The 19,755-nt window shown below is 39.0% G+C and carries 21 protein-coding genes; 7 read left to right on the forward strand and 14 right to left on the reverse strand.

Going from position 1 to position 19,755, the window contains the following annotated elements; genetic code table 11:
- Positions 1–194: 194 nt before the first annotated feature.
- The 5 genes from PX700_RS15230 to PX700_RS15250 form a co-directional block, all read right to left on the reverse strand.
- Positions 195–473, reverse strand: a complete 279-nt coding sequence (locus PX700_RS15230; protein WP_008171402.1) for a peptidylprolyl isomerase — start codon at positions 471–473, stop codon at positions 195–197.
- 102 nt (positions 474–575) lie between these two features.
- The gene (locus PX700_RS15235) at positions 576–998 is read right to left on the reverse strand and encodes a thiol-disulfide oxidoreductase DCC family protein (protein WP_479521146.1); all 423 of its coding nucleotides are present in this window, start codon (positions 996–998) and stop codon (positions 576–578) included.
- Between the two features lie 24 nt (positions 999–1,022).
- Positions 1,023–1,550 (reverse strand): response regulator transcription factor, encoded by a 528-nt coding sequence (locus tag PX700_RS15240; RefSeq protein WP_415637154.1) that lies wholly within the window; start codon positions 1,548–1,550, stop codon positions 1,023–1,025.
- Positions 1,547–2,788: an ATP-binding protein gene (locus PX700_RS15245; RefSeq protein ID WP_479521147.1), complete on the reverse strand. Its 1,242-nt coding sequence runs from the start codon at positions 2,786–2,788 to the stop codon at positions 1,547–1,549. The genes PX700_RS15240 and PX700_RS15245 overlap by 4 nt, the downstream gene beginning before the upstream one ends.
- 61 nt (positions 2,789–2,849) lie before the next feature.
- Positions 2,850–3,254 carry a nuclear transport factor 2 family protein gene (locus PX700_RS15250; protein WP_479521148.1) on the reverse strand — a complete coding sequence of 135 codons (405 nt, stop codon included), beginning with the start codon at positions 3,252–3,254 and terminating at the stop codon, positions 2,850–2,852.
- Between the two features lie 329 nt (positions 3,255–3,583).
- Between PX700_RS15250 and PX700_RS15255 the strand changes: the two genes are divergently transcribed.
- Positions 3,584–4,663 carry a beta-ketoacyl-ACP synthase 3 gene (locus PX700_RS15255; RefSeq protein WP_479521149.1) on the forward strand — a complete coding sequence of 360 codons (1,080 nt, stop codon included), beginning with the start codon at positions 3,584–3,586 and terminating at the stop codon, positions 4,661–4,663.
- Positions 4,664–4,731: 68 nt separating this feature from the next.
- Positions 4,732–5,118 carry an SMU1112c/YaeR family gloxylase I-like metalloprotein gene (gloA2, locus tag PX700_RS15260; RefSeq protein ID WP_479521150.1) on the forward strand — a complete coding sequence of 129 codons (387 nt, stop codon included), beginning with the start codon at positions 4,732–4,734 and terminating at the stop codon, positions 5,116–5,118.
- 38 nt (positions 5,119–5,156) lie between these two features.
- Here gloA2 and PX700_RS15265 read toward each other — a convergent pair whose 3' ends face one another.
- Positions 5,157–6,521 carry a leucyl aminopeptidase family protein gene (locus tag PX700_RS15265; protein WP_415637159.1) on the reverse strand — a complete coding sequence of 455 codons (1,365 nt, stop codon included), beginning with the start codon at positions 6,519–6,521 and terminating at the stop codon, positions 5,157–5,159.
- 87 nt (positions 6,522–6,608) lie between these two features.
- Positions 6,609–7,031 (reverse strand): hypothetical protein, encoded by a 423-nt coding sequence (locus PX700_RS15270; RefSeq protein WP_354630393.1) that lies wholly within the window; start codon positions 7,029–7,031, stop codon positions 6,609–6,611.
- A 112-nt stretch (positions 7,032–7,143) separates the two neighbouring features.
- Here PX700_RS15270 and PX700_RS15275 point away from each other — a divergent pair, with 112 nt between their 5' ends.
- The 3 genes from PX700_RS15275 (at position 7,144) to PX700_RS15285 (ending at position 11,890) form a co-directional block, all read left to right on the forward strand.
- Positions 7,144–7,314 carry an oxidoreductase-like domain-containing protein gene (locus tag PX700_RS15275; protein WP_479521151.1) on the forward strand — a complete coding sequence of 57 codons (171 nt, stop codon included), beginning with the start codon at positions 7,144–7,146 and terminating at the stop codon, positions 7,312–7,314.
- A gap of 309 nt (positions 7,315–7,623) precedes the next feature.
- Positions 7,624–10,206 (forward strand): TonB-dependent receptor plug domain-containing protein, encoded by a 2,583-nt coding sequence (locus tag PX700_RS15280; RefSeq protein ID WP_479521152.1) that lies wholly within the window; start codon positions 7,624–7,626, stop codon positions 10,204–10,206.
- A gap of 250 nt (positions 10,207–10,456) precedes the next feature.
- Positions 10,457–11,890 (forward strand): tetratricopeptide repeat-containing sulfotransferase family protein, encoded by a 1,434-nt coding sequence (locus PX700_RS15285; protein ID WP_479521153.1) that lies wholly within the window; start codon positions 10,457–10,459, stop codon positions 11,888–11,890.
- Between the two features lie 256 nt (positions 11,891–12,146).
- Here PX700_RS15285 and PX700_RS15290 read toward each other — a convergent pair whose 3' ends face one another.
- Positions 12,147–13,061: an alpha/beta fold hydrolase gene (locus PX700_RS15290; protein WP_479521154.1), complete on the reverse strand. Its 915-nt coding sequence runs from the start codon at positions 13,059–13,061 to the stop codon at positions 12,147–12,149.
- Between the two features lie 128 nt (positions 13,062–13,189).
- On the opposite strand from PX700_RS15290, the gene rlmF reads away from it, so the two are divergent.
- Both rlmF and ltaE read left to right on the forward strand, forming a co-directional pair.
- Positions 13,190–14,122, forward strand: coding sequence for a 23S rRNA (adenine(1618)-N(6))-methyltransferase RlmF (rlmF, locus tag PX700_RS15295; protein WP_479521155.1), 933 nt, complete (start codon positions 13,190–13,192; stop codon positions 14,120–14,122).
- Positions 14,123–14,162: 40 nt separating this feature from the next.
- On the forward strand, positions 14,163–15,167 hold the full coding sequence (ltaE, locus tag PX700_RS15300; protein ID WP_479521156.1) for a low-specificity L-threonine aldolase: 1,005 nt from the start codon (positions 14,163–14,165) through the stop codon (positions 15,165–15,167).
- Here the strand turns inward: ltaE and PX700_RS15305 are convergent.
- The 6 genes from PX700_RS15305 to PX700_RS15330 form a co-directional block, all read right to left on the reverse strand.
- Positions 15,141–15,734 (reverse strand): thymidine kinase, encoded by a 594-nt coding sequence (locus PX700_RS15305; RefSeq protein WP_166377125.1) that lies wholly within the window; start codon positions 15,732–15,734, stop codon positions 15,141–15,143. The genes ltaE and PX700_RS15305 overlap by 27 nt on opposite strands.
- A gap of 82 nt (positions 15,735–15,816) precedes the next feature.
- A complete protein-coding gene (locus PX700_RS15310) occupies positions 15,817–16,608 on the reverse strand; it encodes an amino acid ABC transporter substrate-binding protein (RefSeq protein WP_479521157.1) in 792 nt (263 codons plus the stop codon).
- A gap of 75 nt (positions 16,609–16,683) precedes the next feature.
- Positions 16,684–17,154: a methylated-DNA--[protein]-cysteine S-methyltransferase gene (locus PX700_RS15315; RefSeq protein ID WP_479521158.1), complete on the reverse strand. Its 471-nt coding sequence runs from the start codon at positions 17,152–17,154 to the stop codon at positions 16,684–16,686.
- A complete protein-coding gene (locus PX700_RS15320; RefSeq protein ID WP_479521159.1) occupies positions 17,154–18,506 on the reverse strand; it encodes a DNA-3-methyladenine glycosylase 2 family protein in 1,353 nt (450 codons plus the stop codon). The genes PX700_RS15315 and PX700_RS15320 overlap by 1 nt, the downstream gene beginning before the upstream one ends.
- A gap of 74 nt (positions 18,507–18,580) precedes the next feature.
- Positions 18,581–19,192 (reverse strand): superoxide dismutase, encoded by a 612-nt coding sequence (locus PX700_RS15325; protein WP_479521160.1) that lies wholly within the window; start codon positions 19,190–19,192, stop codon positions 18,581–18,583.
- Between the two features lie 13 nt (positions 19,193–19,205).
- Positions 19,206–19,712 (reverse strand): hypothetical protein, encoded by a 507-nt coding sequence (locus PX700_RS15330; RefSeq protein WP_479521161.1) that lies wholly within the window; start codon positions 19,710–19,712, stop codon positions 19,206–19,208.
- Positions 19,713–19,755 lie beyond the last annotated feature (43 nt).

Consider the following 19,755-nt stretch of genomic DNA (forward strand, 5'->3'; position numbering starts at 1 on the left):
CTGTTAACAGGCAATAAAATAGTTGGCTAAAATTAGCGACGAAGGAGCAAAAGCCAACTGTTTTTTGTCCTTGTTTAACAAAAATTAAGATGACACCCATCCTAATTCTTAGTTCGTCAAAGTGTAAAGTTTAGGATAGGTGCTAAGATGGATGTTTGCTAAGACGCGTCAATTCGCCAAACAGCTCAAGTAAACTAAGTACGATAAAGCACTTTAATAACATGCCAGCCGAATTTAGTTTTAACTAGGTGGGGTTCTAAAATTGCACCTTTAAATGCAATTTTGTCAAACTGTGGGACCATTTGTCCGCGTCCAAATTCACCTAAGTCACCGCCTTTTTTGCCCGATGGGCATGACGAATACTTTTTAGCTAAGGTTTGAAACTTTGCACCTTTACCTAATTGCTTAATAATATCTTCTGCAATTTCTTTGTGCTTAACCAAAATGTGAAGTGCATGTGCTGTGTTTGCCATGAAAAAAGCCTTTTATACCGTTAGCTAAAATTAAACGCGGCGATTTTAACACAACCCCATAAACCTAGCATCTACTTATACTGCAGTGTATTAATGCCTAATTTATAAATAATGTTTAGCATCATCTGGGTTGGGAATTCTACAATACTGATATTTTCCAAATAAGGTATAGCGGTTTAAGGCAACCCTATCGTATAACCAATTATTAAACCTATTTGGCAAAATACTAAATACGTTTGCTAGTTTATATGGGTAACCTAGTTGCTTAACAACGTTAAAAAAAGCATGGCTTTGTGTAAATGCTTTACCATTTTCAACAAGCACCATTGAAGCGTATTCATTCGTCGAAAAACCAAAATGCGTTAACAACAGATCCCCTTTTGGGGATTGCACGCTGCATAATTTAAAAATAGTATTGGCATCATTGTTAATAATAAAATTACACCACGCGCTGCACAGCTTACATTGCGCATCGAATAATATAATTTTTTGATTATGCATTAATATAGTTGCATCATCGCTCATAACACCTTCCTTAAATTAAGTACTTTACTGCTGCACCGGCTTTTTTTGTAATTTACGCTGTAACGTGCGCCTGTGCATATTAAGTTGCCTTGCGGTAACCGACACATTGCCATTATTACTGTGTAATACTTGTTGAATATGCTCCCACTCTAAGCGCTCTGGCGACATAACTGCATCATCAATAACATTCGATGCCGATGCCACAGGCTCGGTGTTAAGCGCTTTTAATAATGTTGCCATATCAACCGGTTTAGTAAGGTAGTCGTTTGCGCCTAAACGCATTGCCTCTACTGCGGTTGCTATACTTGCAAACCCAGTTAGTAAAACAATATGAGTTTGGGGGAGCAAACTACGCAGCGGTTTTATGAGTGCAAGTCCGTTATCGTCTCCTAGTTTCATGTCTAATAAAACAAAGTCGGGCAATAGTTTACGCGCAGCAAGTAACGCATCACTTTGATTATGCGCCACCTCGCAAGTAAAGCCTTGTTTAGTTAGGCGCCTTGCTAGTGTGCTGGCTAAATTAATGTCGTCTTCAATTATAAGTAACTTCATGAGGCTGTTTTCTCGGTGTTTACAATAGCGAGTTTAACTTTGGCGACAGCGCCGCCATCTGCATGGTTAAACAAGGTAAGTGAGCCATTTAAACGCTCAAAAGTAACATTTGATAAAAGCACAGCAAGCCCCATTCCTTGATCGCTTGGCATAAGTTGCCCGCCCAGCTCTGCTAATTGAGATGACGAAAAGCCACAGCCAAAATCGCGAATTAACAAGTAAACGAATTCACTATGTAAGTTATCTTGCTGCCAACTCAGCTCTAATTGAGTTTGACCTTGTTTTTGATTAGCGAGTGCGGCGTTTTGCAATAAATTTAAAATAGCAGGCAATAACATCGCATCACTCAATAGCGTTGCCGCAATAGGTGGCGTAATCCATTTAATGTGCTGATCAGGGTATTGCAGTAAAAGTGTGTCGGTAATTTGTGTTTGCAGTTGCTTTACCGTTGTATGCTCTTGTGAATTTTTAAGACGTAACTGCTCTGAGAGTTTTCTAAAGTCGTTAAGTTGTGTGCTGCACTGAGTAAGCGGCGCTTGCATGTGCTTAACTATAGGATTGTTTGGTTGATCTTCTAATAACTCTTCAAACAGTAACTGTAAGTTTGCTATAGGGGTCGCTAGTTGATGAGTTATTTGCGTAGCAGCGCCATCTAAGGTAACAAGCTGTTCGTTACGTAATTGTTTTTCACGCACGTTTGCAATAATTCGCTCTCGCTCTTTAAGTGCCCTGCTCATTGCGCCAATAACAAGTGCAATTACACTAGCACTTAAAACAAAATTGACCCACATACCAATAAAGTGACCACTCATATTCATTTGATGCATACTGTGATCGGGCATCTTTATCAGCAAAAAACTGTATGCGGCAATGGCTAATACTGCAATATAAGCTAATCCTTTTTCTCGCAGCGTAACAGCAGCGATCATTATCGGGAGCAATAACAGTGATACAAATGCATTAGTTGCACCACCGCTTAGCGAGAGTAAAACCGTTAAAAATAATACGTCTGCAGTTAGCTGCATCAACATACCTACAGGTTTAGCTTGGCTTACATTACGATAAGCAAACAGGCTAATAAGCTGAAACACAGCCTCAACGGCAATAACAATCAGTAAAGGCAGTAATGCGATTTGATGTTCTAATAAAAAATAAACGCTAAGCACAGCAATTAATTGCACCGCAATAGCACCGCTTCGCAGCATTAATAGTCGACTAATAGTGGGGTCGGTACGCATTAACAAAAGGTAATTGCCTAATCAAATGTTTAATAAGGGTATTTTAACGGGTATATGGTTTTTAATCATCATCCATCGAAATTGAAAACGGTGCACAAGGCGTTCCTTGGTGAAACACCATTTGCCATTGCTCACCTTGCTTACGCCAAAGCGACATACGTAACGAGTAATTAAACTCAGCCCGAGCAGAGCGCCTATAAGCGGCTTGATAACTAAGTTGCGCTACATCATCGCTCAGCATTCGGCCCTTAAAATGCTGATTATAAAACTGTGGCACAACCTCGGTAGGTAAGCGGGTAAGTACTTGGTATTTATTAAAGGTAGTGCCATTGGCAGCAATTTCGATAAATTCATCATCGAGTAAAGCATCTAATGCGCGCTCAGATTGGCGAATTTCTGGGTCGAGTAACTGGCGCTCAGCGTCAATCAAATGATTAAACAACGACACTTTTATTTTGCTGCTCATAACCTTCCCTATTGTTTATAAATTGACTTTGTTTTTATAACCCATGACGCTCTAAAATACGGTAGCATTTCGACAATAATTTATTGAATTAATACTATCTGCTTGCATACCAACACTCAAGCCACTAATTTTTATTATAAGAAGAGCGATCAGCCTGAACACTAAGATTATACTTAGGCTTGCTCTTTTTTAAATCAACTTATATGTAATTCTCTTTTAATTATCAGTAATTACACGCCAAAACACCTCATAAACTAGTCTTGAAAGCCATTTTTTGATATAACGTCCTCATAAGTAATACATGTCAGACCACCTTAAGAGAACATACTATGCCTTACGCACATATTACTGGTTGGGGTAAATGCATTCCACCAGCAAGCATTAGCAACGATGAAATTAGCGAAATAGTTGATACCACCGACGAGTGGATAACCTCGCGTACAGGCATTAAATCTCGCCGAGTGAGCCATGTAAGTACCGCCGAGCTGGCAACCGTTGCAGCTAAGCATGCTATTGCGTGCGCAGGCGTTGATCCTAAAGATATTGATTTAGTGATATTAGCAACCTGTACACCTTCTACTGTTGTGGCAAATACCGCCTCACAAGTGCAAAAAAATATTGGTGCAACAGGCGCTGCCGCAATGGATACAAACGCGGCATGTTCGGGCTTTCTATATGCATTGCAAGCCGCTACTGCACAAATTCAAGCCGGTATGATCAAAAAAGCAGTAGTAATAGCTGCAGAGCGCATGACGTGGTACGTAAACTGGGCACGTCGCGACAGCGCTGTTTTATTTGGCGATGGTTCAGGTGCAGTCGTACTTGAAGCTGCAGAAACACCAGCTGGTTTACTGGCAACCAAAACCGGTTGTGACAGTGAAGACCGCGATATTTTACACATCACTAACTTTGGTAGTGATTTAAATAAATATGAGCCAATTGGCCCGTCTGATTTATTATTTGAAGGTCGTGAAATTTTCAAACGTGCTGTTAAAGGCATGAGCGAAGCGTGCGACGATGTACTTAAACAAGCCGATTTGAGCCTTGATGACATTAATGTACTCGTTCCACACCAAGCTAACTTACGTATTATTCAGGCTATTCAGCATCGTTTAAAAGTACCTGACGAAAAAGTAATGGTTAACATTGGTGAGTATGGTAATACCTCTGCAGCCACTATTGCTATTGCGTTATGCGAAGCGGTTGAGCAAGGGTTAATTAAACCGCATTCGAACATTATGTCTGCCGCATTTGGTGCAGGCCTGACATGGGCTGCAAGTTACATAAAATGGGGCGAACGTGTAACGCCTATTAGTGTAAGCGATGCTGCTTTACCACCATGTGATAAAACAGGTTTAGAGCTTGTAGCACCGGCCGTTAAAGCATGTAAAGAAGCTGAGCCAAGCTAAAAATACATGTAATAAGCTATACATAAAACGCACTTAATAGTGCGTTTTTGCTTTTCAAGGAATTAAATTTGAAACTTTTAGGTATTCATCACGCTGCTATTATTTGCAGTGACTACGTACGCTCTAAACACTTTTATAGCAATGTACTTAAACTTAACGTTATTAATGAGCACTTTAGAGCTGATCGTAATTCATATAAATTAGATTTAGCCATGCCCGATGGTAGTCAAATAGAGTTATTTTCATTTGATGGAGCGCCTGTAAGACCAAGCTATCCCGAAGCACAAGGCTTAAGACATTTAGCTTTTAAGGTAGCTGATGTACAGATTGCAAAAACGTATTTAGAATCGTGCGATGTAAACGTTGAGGATATTAGAGTGGATGAGATAACCGGCAAAAAGTTTACCTTTTTTGCCGATCCAGACAATTTACCACTTGAGCTATACGAGGTTTAAAGTTCATAAGCTCAAGTCTTTGCTATTGACTAAAAAACTTATTTATTAAAACGATTTTGTAGGTAATTAAACACCGCGCGAATACCTAGTGCCTCGCCACCTGTTGGGCGACCTGGTAAAGCACGTAAGTTCCACGCCATTACATCAAAGTGTACCCACGGTGTTGTTGGTTCAACAAATTCTTTTAGATAAAGCGCTGCAGTAATAGCACCACCAAATGGTGTGCTTGCACAGTTTGCCATATCAGCTACATCGCTCTTTAAGAAGCTTTTGTACTGATCAAATAAAGGCAATTGCCAAACCGGATCGCTTACGTCCATTCCTGCATCAATAATACCGTTTGCTACATCGCGCTCTGTTGAGAAAAAGCCCGGAAGCTCTGTGCCTAATGCAACACGACATGCGCCCGTAAGCGTAGCAAAATCAATAATTAGTTCAGGGTTATCGTTTTGTGCTTCACTTAGCGCATCACACAATACTAAACGCCCTTCTGCGTCGGTATTATCAATTTCGACCATAATGCCTTTGCGGGTTTTAATTACATCACCTGGGCGAAATGCATTGCGCGATACCGCATTTTCAACAGCTGGTACAAGCACTCGTAATCTAATTGGTAAGTTAGCTGCCATAATAAGCTGCGCTAGTGCAATTACATGCGCTGCGCCGCCCATGTCTTTTTTCATGTTACGCATGCCAGAGCTCGGTTTTAAATCAAGTCCGCCTGAGTCAAAACATACGCCCTTACCTACTAGTGTAATTAATGGAGCGTCTGCTGCGCCCCATTTTAAATCAAGTAAACGCGGTTTATTTTCGCTAGCACGACCTACCATGTGAATAGTCGGGTAGTTTTGCTCTAGTAACTCATCGCCAACCCACTGTGAAAATTCGCCATTGTAAGTTGCAGCTAAATCTTCCATTACTTGCGATAAATGTTGCGGCATCATATCTACCGCTGGAGTATTAACTAAATCACGTGCAAGTGTAATGGCATCAGCTTGTTGGCTAATACGTTCATATAACGCTTTATCGCTAATGGCTAATTGCGCTTTAGCTGTTGGCTTTTCTTTATATTCACTAAATTCGTAACCACCAAGTACAAACCCTAAAGCAACTTGCTCTACAAAAGCGCTCTCGCCTTGAATTTGATAAGTACCAGTAGGAAGTGTATTTGCTAAATTACCCGCAGCCCAAAAATCATCGCTACTTTGCATTAAACAAAATACCTGGCTTAACTCGCCCGTTTTAGCATCAGGGATTAAAGCAACACCTTGCTTTTCAAAACCTGTATTAGTTAACCAATTTTGTATAAATGCAGGCTGCTGTGCTTGCCAGTCAGATAATTCGTTTTTAAGAATAAAAGATAAAGGAATACCAGAAGATGTATGACGTAGTAATGCACTCATTAAAAAGCTCATATAATATAAAAATGGTACTTAAGAGCATATCAATAAGCGCACCTAAAAGGTATCGCTAATTTGAAGGGATTTTAGTTACTTTTTTAAGCTATTTTTGGATTCTTGCTTTTGATTTTCTTGATCTATTTTTGCATCAAGCTCTTTAATAGATTTGCTCATATTAAACGAGCTTGGCAGTACATCAACTCCCACTAAACTCCCTAATTTAACAACTAAAGGAATTGTAAGCGGGGCAAAAGGTAATACTGCAAACACACCGAGCCCTAACCCTTTCAAAATATCAACAAACTGTTCATTAGCGCGTTTTAATTCTTCTTTACTTGTTTGGCCTTGGGTATAGCGCCTATAAATAGAAAGCATCTCTTTGGTTTCTTGCCTTTCTTGAGCAAGTGCAATTTTAAGCGCCACCATAGCACGACGAAAACGCAGCTGTTGGCGTTTCTTACTAATTTTAACTACCCGCCAAGGTGCACGGTGAATAACTTTATATAATCGCATAACTTTTATTTTCACACAGCAACACAGGTTCACAAAGAATAATTTACTTACAGCATCCTTTAACTTACCCTTTGCACCAAATTAGTATTAAATACATACAAAAGTGCAGAATATGACAAACCAATTACCGCAAAAACCTGAAAAACCAAAATCTGATGAATGCTGCGGTGGAGGCAGTTGCTGCCCCTGCGTGTGGGACGAATACAAAGAAAAATTAGCAGCTTGGCGATGCGAACAAAACATTGAAATCCCCACAAAAAAGAAACAAATAAATAACATTTAAACATTGCCAGCGCATTAACACTCCCCTAAAAAGCCCTATTTGCACCTATTTAGTTCATTTTGCCTTTACTTTGCACCACTATTGCATTTTTTCTTGAAGTGAACTTTTTTGTTATCAAATGGTTAATTAACAATTGCCCTTCCCGTTTTTTACCTATAGTCTGTAGATAGGACTTCACAAAAAGTAAGCTTAATTGATTAGGCTGTTGAGCTAAAAACTCAAACTTATGTGAAACAAAAAATTAAGCAAAAATAAAAGATGTGAAATCAGCATCAAAGATAAGAATTATTCTAACTGGGGAAAATTAGAATGAAATTAAAAAGTAATGCGCTAAACCAAGCAATTAAATTTGCCTTAGCTACAACCACTGCAGGGTTGTTTATTTCTGGATCTGCTATTGCGGCAGACGAGCAACAGCAAACTAAAGTAAATAAAAACGTAGAGAAAATTGCCGTAGTAGGTACGCGCTCAGCTCCACGTTCAATCGGTGACTCACCGGTTCCAATCGATATTATTGGTGGCGAAGAACTTGAAAAGTCAGGCAATACTGACATGCTTGAGCTTTTAAAAGGTGCAGTGCCATCTTTTAACGTACATCAAAATCCTATTAGTGATGCGGCCTCTCTTGTTCGCCCAGCTAACTTACGTGGTTTACCATCAGACAGCACATTGGTTCTTTTAAACGGCAAACGCCGTCATCGTGCTTCTGTAATTGCATTCTTAGGCGGTGGTATTAATGATGGCGCGCAAGGCGCAGATATTTCAGTTATTCCAAGCATTGCGATTAAACAAGTAGAAGTACTTCGTGATGGCGCAGCAGCTCAGTATGGTTCTGATGCGATTGCCGGTGTAATGAACTTCCAACTAAAAGACGCTTCTGAAGGTGGTAAATTAGAAATCCGCCATGGCCAATTTTATGAAGGCGACGGCGATACAACACAAGTGTCGGGTAACGTGGGTTTACCATTTACCGACAATGGCTTTGCTAACTTAAGCTTTCAATATAAAACAGCTGATGCAACAAGCCGATCAGTACAACGTGCCGATGCCGCTGCACTTTCAGCTGCCGGAGTTCCTGATGTATCTTCTCTTGCACAAGTATGGGGTGCACCAGAAGTAGATGACGATATTACTATTTTTGGTAATGTGGGTTTAGAGCTAACAAACGACTCTGAATTTTACATGTTTGGTAACTATTCTGAACGTGATGTACGTGGCGGTTTTTATTACCGTAACCCGCAAACACGTTCAGGTGTTTACTCAAACGATGGTGGCGAAACACTACTCGTTGCCGACACAACACCTGATATGAGTGCTAATTGTCCTACTATTGCAATAACAGATGCCAACGTACTAGATGATCCAGCTTACATAAATGGTGTAGCAAACAACCCAGATTGTTTTGCCTTTAACGAGATGCTTCCAGGTGGTTTTACACCTAACTTTGGCGGCAACATTACTGATACTTCTTTAACTATTGGTACTAAAGGCCGATTCACTGGTGGTTTCTTAAAAGATACTTACTATGACTTAAGCGGTACTGTGGGTTTAAATGAATCACGTTACTTTATTTACAATACGGTTAATGCCTCTTTAGGTGCCGATACACCACGTGATTTCAGCCCAGGTAAATATGAACAACTAGAGAAAAACTTTAACTTTGATTTATCAAAGGGTGTCAACTTTGGTTTAGCTTATGATGTAAACATTGCCGGTGGTTTTGAATGGCATGAAGAAACATTCACTATCATCTCTGGTGATGAAGAATCTTACACAGCGGGCCCTTTAACAGCACAAGGTTTTGGTATTGGCTCGAACGGTTTCCCTGGTTTTAAACCATCACAAGCTGGTGAGTTTTCTCGTCGAAACTATGCAGCATATGTTGATGTTGAAGCCCCATTTACTGAAGACTTTTTAATGGGCGTAGCGCTTCGCTTTGAAGACTACGACAGCTTTGGTACTACAACTAACTACAAAGTAATGGCTCAATACCATTTAACTGAAGATTTAAACATTCGAGGTTCTGTAAGTAGCGGTTTCCGTGCACCTACAGTTGGCCAAGCTAACGTAAGTAACGTACAAACAAGCTTAGATAGCGGTGTATTACAAGATTCAGCGCTTCTTCCACCAACAAACCCAATCGCAGTGCAATTAGGTGGTACAGAGCTTGAGCCGGAAGAATCACAAAGCTATACGCTTGGTGCTGTATACACAATCGGCGAGTTATTTTTAACGCTTGATTACTACAACATTCAAGTTGATGACCGTATTAGCCAATCAGATAAAATCAACTTAAGCCAAGCAGATAAAGATACGCTTACAGCGGCTGGAGTTCCTAATGTACAAGGTCTTGCTCAAGTAAGCTTTTTTACAAATGACTTTGATACAACAACTCAAGGTATTGATTTAGTTGCAAACTATACTGCTGAACTAATGGGCGGTAGCTCTACATTTAGCCTTGCTTATAACTGGAATGATACTGAAGTAACTCAATTTAGTGAGATTACAGGTGCGTTTAAAGTTAAACGTCTAGAAGAAGATTTACCTAATCATCGTGCAACGTTCACATTGTCTCAACAATGGGAATCAGTTTCTGCATTTGCTCGTGCAAACTACTACGGCGAATACCAAGGTGTTCACGTTGATTATGATGCAACAGCTAAAACAGCAGATGCTGCAGTGACTATTGATGCTGAAGTAACTTACTTCTTAAATGAATCAGTTAGCTTCTCTGTAGGCGCTCAAAACTTGTTTGACCAAGATGCTGAAAAACTTGATTTTGCAGATGCAACGGGTATCCCTAATAACAACTGGGGTGGTCAGTTCTACGAAACATCTCCGTTTGGTATTAACGGTGGCTTTTACTACGCTAAAGCAACGTATACTTTTTAAACTATTTTCATGAAGAACCAAAGGCGAAATGTTAAAGACATTTCGCCTTTTTAATTTTATAGTTAATAAAAATAATAATGAACAATACCAATTGCATTGAATAAGTGTTCTATTATAGCGCTCAGAAAATAGCGTAATAACAAGGCGAAAACTATGATATATAGTTGCTCTATATGAATAATTTTTAACGCAGTGAGTACGCTATTTAATGCGATAGAATGATTATTTTTTTAATAAAATTGGTATAACTATGCTACTTGAAAAAGCCAACCAACTACTGCAACAAAATAAACTCAAAGAAGCTGAGTTTCATTTTAAAACGCTATTAAATAGTAATCCCGAAAATGGTGAAGCTTTATTTGGCTTAGGCAGAATTGCCCTACGACTAGAGCGCTATGACGCTGGCGTATACTTACTGCAAAAAGCATGTGAGCGCATGCCCCATATGCTTGAACCATTACATGCCCTTGCAGATGCATTTAACGGTGTTAATTCGCCAAACGATGCGTTAACCGTACTTGAATACGCTAAAAAGTTGGCAAGTCATAACCCAGAGCCTCATTATTACTTAGCACAGCACTATTTAACACATGGCGAGTTAGATAAAGCCCATACAACCTTTGCCCATGCACTTAGCATTGGGGTATACCCTGTAACTGCTTATATTTTATTTGAACTTGTGCAGTTAGGCCGCTTTGATAAAGAGCATAATTATGTAAGTAATTTACATCACTTATTAACTCAAACGAGCAATTTACGTTTAAAAATGGTGTGTTACTACGCATTAGCAAACAGTTACGATAAACTTGAGGACACCGAGCAAGCATTTAATTATTTTATATTGGCAAATAAATTACAAAAAAAATTAAGTGAATTTAATACCAAAGATTTAATCCCTTTTTACGATGAAATAATAAAATACAACACCGAGGAATTTATTGCCTCTGCTGATAAAAAGTTTACAGGTAATATTACGCCTGTATTTATTATTGGTATGCCACGCAGTGGCTCTACACTTTTGGAGCAAATGTTGGCTAGCCATAGTCAGTTTTCGAGCCTGGGGGAGAGTACAAGTATTAGTAATAATGCAGTTGCTTTTATCGAACAAAAAACGGGAGTTGCTTACCCGCAATGTTTAGCGCATTTAACGCCTGACTTAATCAAAAAAGCCCGCGAACTGTATATCACAACATTAAAAACAGCATCGCCTATCAAGCCTTTTATAATAAATAAACTGCCGAGTAATTATCAGTCGCTCGGACTAATATATATCCTATTTCCAAATGCCAAATTTATAAATTTAAGTCGTGATTTTAATGCTACCGCGTTTTCTATTTTCACTAATTACTTTGCCGAAAACGAACCTTACTTTTGCTCACTACCTGAGTTTAAGCTTTACTATAGTGTGTATGAAAAACTAATGAGCCATTGGCACTCCTTCAACGATATGCCAATTTATGATGTCAGTTACGAAGATTTAGTGAGTAACCCAAAAGAGCAGCTAACGCAGTTACTTGGTTTTTTAAACTGCCATTTTGAAGAGCGCTGTTTAGCGTTTTATAAGCATAAAAAACCAGTAACCACGTTGAGTAAGCATGCTATTCGCCAGCCTATTAATAACGCCGCAATCGCTAAGTGGGAGCGCTACAAAACACCTCTTCTAAAGTTACTTAATGAGAGTTAATTAGGGCCTGTTTATCTTTCGAGGTTAAATTTGCAGCAGGCTGTTTGGTATTTAGGCAAGGCAGAGCCTATGTAGTGTGGTTGTTCCCCATAAATAGGCGATAACGCAGCATAAAAACCAAACATCCACTGCCCTTTGGGTTCTTTCTAGGGGCGATTAACTCTTTGTTGCTCGGTTTTTACTTAGCCCACTAGGTTACAAACTTCGCGCCGCGATTAAATCGCCCCTAGATTGAACAAATTTTAATCCTGAAAGGTCAACAGGCCCTTACTGAATATGCTTTAAACCAATTAAGTAAATCTTTAAATTGATCATCACGCGCACTCGGATGGGTAAGCATATTAATATGATCGTAATCAAAATTATGTCCGTGTTTACGACCGTAAATTTGCATTTTTTGAATGCCAGGCCCTGATTCGTCCATAAATTTTTTAATATCAATTGGTTGCGCTAATGCTTTATCTTTTACTGCAGCAATATGAAGCGTTGGCGGTAAATACAGGCTGTTTAGCGCTTTTGCATAATCAAAATTATCATCAGAATCTATCCATGGCTTCTTTTTAGCCCATTGCATACTTTGATAATGCGACTTTTGAGTTTCGTTATCACTTCCCCACTTATAGCCTTTTGCATCTAAATAACCGTGTTTTTTAGCGAGCAAAGGCGCCATAAAGTACCAAATCAAATTGGCTTGTAATAATTTTTGAGGATGGTTATTAAATAAAGAGCGTTTAGAGCCAAAATACACACACGCTTTTACATCGTTAATATATTCAGGAAAACGTGCAAACGCACTATTCATTAATACCCCGCCCCAAGAATGAGCAACCCAATAATCGGGCTTTTTACCTTCAATCAACTCTATTTGATTAATAAAAGCAGGGATATCTTCTAAAATAGCCTCGGTTTGCCCGTACTTAGCGTCACTTGAAATAACCGGTTTACTATCACCTCGCCCCCGTAAATCAGCAACATAACAACAATATCCATGCTCAGCTAAAAATGGTGCGAGCCCTTTATTAGAATGGGTATAAAAAATTTTACCGTTTTCTACAGCTCCATGCATAAAAAATACAACAGGCCCTTGCTGATTATCATCGCTAATACGGCGTAAATGAAGTGTTTGTTGAGCGTCTAAATTAATAATTATTGATTGCTGAGAAATTGCCACAGTTATTCCTTTTTATTACTTTCAACTCATCCTACCAGTAATATTATATATACCAAAGGAAATGTCTGCACTTTACCCACCTGCATTTGTTACAATCACCACATTATATCTGTTGTTAAAATGAAGCCATGAAAGAAAATAATACACGTTCAAAATTACACCCTCGTAACCTACATAAAAATGGATACGACTTCGATTTATTAACAACAGAGCACCCTGCTCTACTGCCTTTTGTTATAACCACACCAGCAGGCACTAAAAGCATTGATTTTAGTGACAACAAAGCGGTAAAAACACTTAATCAGGCGCTTTTAAAAGCGCACTACAATATTGATTTTTGGGATATTCCTGAGCATAATTTATGCCCACCTATACCAGGGCGTGTTGACTACATTCATTACTTAGCCGATTTATTAAGTGACGATAATCAACAACAAATACCTTTAGGTAGGCAAATTAAAGTGCTTGATATTGGCACTGGCGCTAACTTAGTTTATCCACTTACGGGTACAAGTGAATATAAATGGCATTTTACAGGGACTGATATTGATGCAGCATCAGTGAAAATAGCAAAGCAAATTGCGCAGTTTAATGGTTTAAAAATAACCTTAAAGCAGCAAAAAAACGCATCGCATATTTTTAAAGGCATTATAAATCAAAAAGATTTATTTCATTTAACACTTTGTAATCCTCCGTTTCATGCCAGTGAAGAAGAAGCAACTAAAGGCAGTGAACGTAAATGGAAAAACTTAGGCAAAACACCCAGTAGCGCACTTAATTTTGGTGGTCATAATAATGAATTATGGTGTGAAGGTGGTGAAGTTCAGTTTATCTCTAACATGATTAAAGAAAGCGAAGACTTTGCAGAGCAAGTACTGTGGTTTACGTCGTTAGTATCCAAAAAAGATAATATTGCAGCTCTTGAAGAAGTATTAAAAGCTCACCCAATAGCACAATATAAAATAGTTGATATGGCACAAGGTCAAAAGATCAGCCGCTTTATTGCATGGAGCTACTTTGATAAAGACACTCGTGAGCAAATTTGTAGCGAGCTGGCTTAGTACCAATTTTATTAAAAACAATAAAAAGGATAAGGCAATCATGATAGATTTTCGCTCTGATACAGTTACAAAACCAACAAACACAATGCGCGATATTATGTACAGCGCACCGGTGGGTGACGATGTATATGGTGATGATGAAAGCATTAACCAACTAGAAGCCTATGCGTGTAAGCGTTTTAACTTTGAAGCCGCACTTTATTGTAGCTCAGGAACACAAGCCAACTTACTTGCGTTAATGGCACATTGTGAGCGAGGTGACGAATACATTTGTGGCCAAAATGCGCATAACTATAAGTTTGAGGGCGGAGGCGCAGCCGTTTTAGGATCTGTTCAACCACAACCTATCGAAAACGAAGCTGATGGCAGCATCCCTTTTAGTAAAATAGCGGCAGCAATTAAACCAGACGATTGCCATTTTGCAAAAACGCGATTACTTAGCCTCGAAAACACCATTGGCGGAAAAGTACTCCCGCTTGAGTACTTAGCCCAAGCTCGTGACTTTGTTAATACGCATAATTTAGCGCTGCACTTAGACGGCGCACGTGCTTTTAATGCCGCTGTTGAGCTAAATGTTGATATCACTGAAATTACAAAACACTTTGATTCAGTTTCTATTTGTTTATCTAAAGGTTTAGGTGCACCCGTTGGCTCTTTATTATTAGGCTCACCAGCACTTATTAATAAAGCAAGGCGATGGAGAAAAGTACTTGGTGGCGGTATGCGCCAAGCCGGAATGCTTGCAGCCGCTGGGCAGTACGCACTTGAGCACAATGTAAATCGCTTAAAAGACGATCATGCAAATGCACGTTATTTGGCTCAACAATTAAGTGAGATAAGTGGTTTTACTGTTGATATGAGCAACACCACTAATATGGTTTATGCAACGTACACTAGCAGTATAAACATTGAAGAGATTGCTGAGGCACTTAAACAACAAGGTATATTATTTAGCCCAAGCAAGCAGCTTAGGCTAGTAACGCATTTAGATATTACGCGCGAAGATATTGATACATTTTTAAATGCTTTGTCGGCCCATATTTAACGCGGCTTTATAATGTTTGCGGCATACCGAAACGTATCGGTCATTGCCGCCAATTTCTACTTGGTTACCATCGGCTATTGCATCACCATTTTCATCAGTACGCAGTACATGGTTAGCTTTACGTCCGCAGTGGCATACTGTTTTAAGCTCAACTAACTTATCAGCCCACGCAAGCAAATATTGCGAACCTATAAATAACTCGCCTCTAAAGTCGTTACGCAAGCCATAACACAGTACCGGTATACCTAACTCATCAACCACATCGGTTAATTGCATTACTTGTTCTTTTGATAAAAATTGGCATTCATCAACTAATACACAATGGCGCTTTTTGTCGTTGTTAAGCGATTGAATAAGATCAAATACATCTTTACTAGCATCAAATACATGCGCGTCAGCTTGCAAGCCTATACGAGACGATACTTTACCCACGCCTTGTCTATCATCAATGGCTGCAGTAAGGATGACAGGTTCCATGCCACGTTCTTTATAATTAAATGCAGATTGTAATAACGTGGTTGATTTACCTGCGTTCATTGCAGAGTAGTAAAAGTATAATTGAGCCATTGCAGTGCCATTTTATAAAAAGTGCGCTTATGCTACCTTAATATTAAATTAATACCAATTTACAAACGCGAATTTAACGAGGTTATTTAAGTGTTTGTAAATATTTAATATAGATAGGTGCACTTTCAAATTTTGATAACCACTGCCACATTTTCAAGCTTAGAGCGTTATTTTCTTCGTAGAATTGTTTCGAAAAAATAAGATAACCATGGCTTGTTTCGTACGGTGGGTAAATCGGTTTAACATTATTACCTTCATACGGATAACTCGAGACTTTTAAGCCATCTACTTGGCATAGATCAACGCTCGCTTGCACCACGCCCTTATCAAGTAACTCAAAGGCTTTGCTTTTAGAAAACGTATTATGAATAAAAAATGGCTCTTCTTTTAACGCGCTATTTAGCCCATAGCCATTAGGAATAGCTATCGTAAATGCTTTATTTTGAAATACTTCGCGCGTCTCCCACTCTCTATGAAATTTATAGCGCCCTATAAGGCAGCTACCAAATTCACTTACTGCATACTTACTTTGCAACTTACCTTGCTCATTTATAGGGTAAACAGCAAGGTTTTCTCGTCCTTTGCGATAACTCGCAATAACGGCATCAACTCGATTAAATTCTAAATCGTTTAAGCATCTACGCCATGGTTTTCTTACATATGATATTTCTACATCGGGCAATGCTAAATCAAGTTGTTGGAGTATTTCGATTGATGCACCGGGTTTATCCGTTGGCGTATTTTGCCCTTCACCTAAAAACATAGGTGCTATATTTTTATCTTCGTAACAAAAAAGTAATTCTTTGGCCGTAACGCCATCGCAAAAAACAATAGACTTCAAAGCAAAAATATAAAGTAACGTTTTAATTTTCATAGTGATTTATATTTGTAAACTAAATCTTCAGTGTAGTATGTAGCACTAAACATACAAAATATTCGTTAAATTAATTTACATTAATCCTTCGTGTTTCAGTAACCAACGTTTTCTATCAAGCCCACCAGCATAACCCGTTAGCTTTGCATTTGCGCCAATGATCCTATGACAAGGCACGATTATGCTAATCGGGTTTTTACCATTAGCAGCGCCTACCGCTCTCACTGCTTTTGGGTTATTGAGTTGATTTGCAATATAGCCGTATGTTTGCGATTGCCCAAAAGGCACCGTTAATAGTGCTTGCCATACGTTTTGTTGAAATACTGTACCGTTTGTATCAAGCGGTACATCAAAAGTAGTGCGTTTTTTTGCAAAGTACTCGTTTAACTGTGCAGCGCAAATAAGCACCGCCTTGTTAACGACTTGCTCAAATGGCGTATAAGGGTGCTCAACGGGAGGATAAAACCCAACGTAACTCACACCTTTATCGGTCGCTTGAATAATTATGTCGTCTATAGGGCTCGAAATTGATGTTTGAATTATCATTATAATTGCTGCCAAAGTTGAAAAGTTAAGTAAGAACGAAAGGGAGCGCAATTAGCGGGTTCAAACGGGTTTGCCGCCGCTTGTGCTTTTTTAACACCTAAATCGCCATCAAGTAATATATCGGGTTGGCTTTGTCCTCGCAGCTTTGCGTAATTTACCGTCCAAGGGCCAATCCCCTTTAAACTAAGCCATTCGTCTAAATCGTCATTTTCAGGGGTTAAAGCACAAAACTGCGCTAAATTATGCAGTGCATTTTTACGCGCTTGTGGCATTTTAAAAAATGCAAAATCACTATTAGCAACAATGTTAGCAATAGGAAAGTAAATAGCATCACCGTCTTTTTCACCTAATTCATCAACTAACGTTGTTACTAAATTATGCGCTGCAGTAACACTCACTTGTTGCCCAAGTACTGCCCTTATACCGGCTTCAAAACTTGACCAAATCCCCGGCAGCCTGAGCCCTTCACACACTGTAAATGCATTGTTTATATTAGCCCTTAAATGCGTTTGAATTAAATTAATATCGGCATCTAAATCAAGCACACGACGTATATTATTTATAACCGATTGCAAATAAGCCGTATTATCTATATCGATAGATACAATAAAATGGTTTTTACTCTCTATAAATTCAGCAGTAAAGCTTCCTTTATATTCCTCACTTGCAAAAGTACGTCCGTAGCTCGTTTGCGTTATCCACTCCATTGGTTTTATCAAACGCCTTTGTAAAAAGCTCTGCAAAGCAGGCCAATTATAAGGCGGCCTAAATGGTAGCGTTAAAGTGAGTGTTGACGTTGGTTTTTTATCGCCACTGCGCAGCTTTGAGGGAGCTATATTTAACTGCTGTAAAAAAGCATCATTAAAGCGCCTAATGCTTTTAAAGCCAGCAGAAAATGCTATTTCGGTAAGAGGTAAATGTGTTTCTTGAATCAGCTTTTTAGCAAAGTGACACTGGTTAAATAATCGGTATTGCGTAATCGACACGCCAAAATGCTGCTTAAACAACTGTCTTAAATAACGACTACTTATGCCTAAACGAGCGGCTAATTTTTCGCAGTCGTGCTCATCATTTTGATCAATTAATTGCTTAGCTCTCAGAGCTGTGGTTTTTGTACCCTGCCAAGCAGCGCTGCCTGGGGCACTATCGGGTCTGCATCGTATACATGGCCTAAACCCAGCTTGGGCTGCATTATGCGCAAACTGATAATACGTGACGTTTTTTTCGTGAGCCGTTGGTGCAGGGCAAATAGGTCTGCAATAAATACCGGTACTTTTAACAGCAACATAAAAAAGCCCGTCAAAACGTGGATCGCGGCTCTGACGTGCTTTTTGCCAATGTAAAATGTCCATAAGCGACTCTGTAAAATAACCTAATAGAGTCTAGCTTATAGAAAAAAACTCACTTTACTAGCCATATTCGGAACTCAACTAATAGCAGCTAAGTAGCGCTTTTCAACTTCACTCCAATTAATTACATTATAAAAAGCAGCGATATACTCAGGGCGCTTATTTTGATATTTCAAGTAATAGGCATGTTCCCATACATCAAGTCCCAAAATAGGGGTATTTCCATGCATTAAAGGGCAATCTTGATTAGCGCTATTTTGTACAATCAGCTTTTCATCTGGCGTGACGCATAACCACGCCCAGCCACTACCAAATTGGCTAATTGCAGCGGCTGTAAATTCCTCTTTAAATTCATCAAAACCGCCGAGTTGCTCATTTATAGCTTGGGCCACAATACCTTCAGGTTTACCACCTCCTTGCGGGCTCATTACTTGCCAAAACAAACTGTGATTAAAGTGCCCACCTACGTGTTCTTGAACCGCTTTTTGCAATTGAGTGGGCAGCTTACTTATATTAATAAGTAACTCCTCAGCATTTACGTTAGCATATTCAGTGTTCTCTAATGCTGTATTAGCCTTATTTATGTAGGTTTGATGATGTAAAGTATGATGAATATACATTGTTTTACTGTCTATATGAGGCTCAAGTGCATCATATTCATAATTAAGTGCTGGCAAGGTAAACGACATAAATTACTCCTTTTTAGTGCAACTGGTTGTTTGGAGGTGTGTTTGAGCTTAAACAAAAATTCACTTGCTCAATAAGTTCTGGAAAAGAAGGATAACGCTGTGCGAATGATACAAGTTCAGAGGAAGTTTTAATGTAATGATGCTTACTCACTTTTTGTATATCGTAATGAGTATGCTTAATTAATGAAGAGAGTGTTAAGTGTACTTCGCATAGCCATTTGCATGCATTTTCAGGCTGTTGCATAGCTATATAGGTATCAGCTAAATTATGTGAAGCAACAACAAGTGCGGGTATACAATGCGTAATAGCATGAATGGCATTATTATTAATCTGAGCGTATAAAAACTGCTGAAGGAGATGATCTGCAAGTGTTTTGGCTAATAAATATTTATCGCGAGCTTCGAGTAAAGCACCTTGTTCAAATGCATAATTACCTTGCATTATGTTCGACTGCCAAGGGCTTAATGCTTGCTCAAGATAGAGTAGATCTGGGTGAGGCTGTTTTTGACTTGAGATCATATAATCATCTGCACATTTAATTATTGAGTGTGTATTTAACTTA

It is taken from the genome of Pseudoalteromonas sp. TP27, assembly GCF_056470645.1.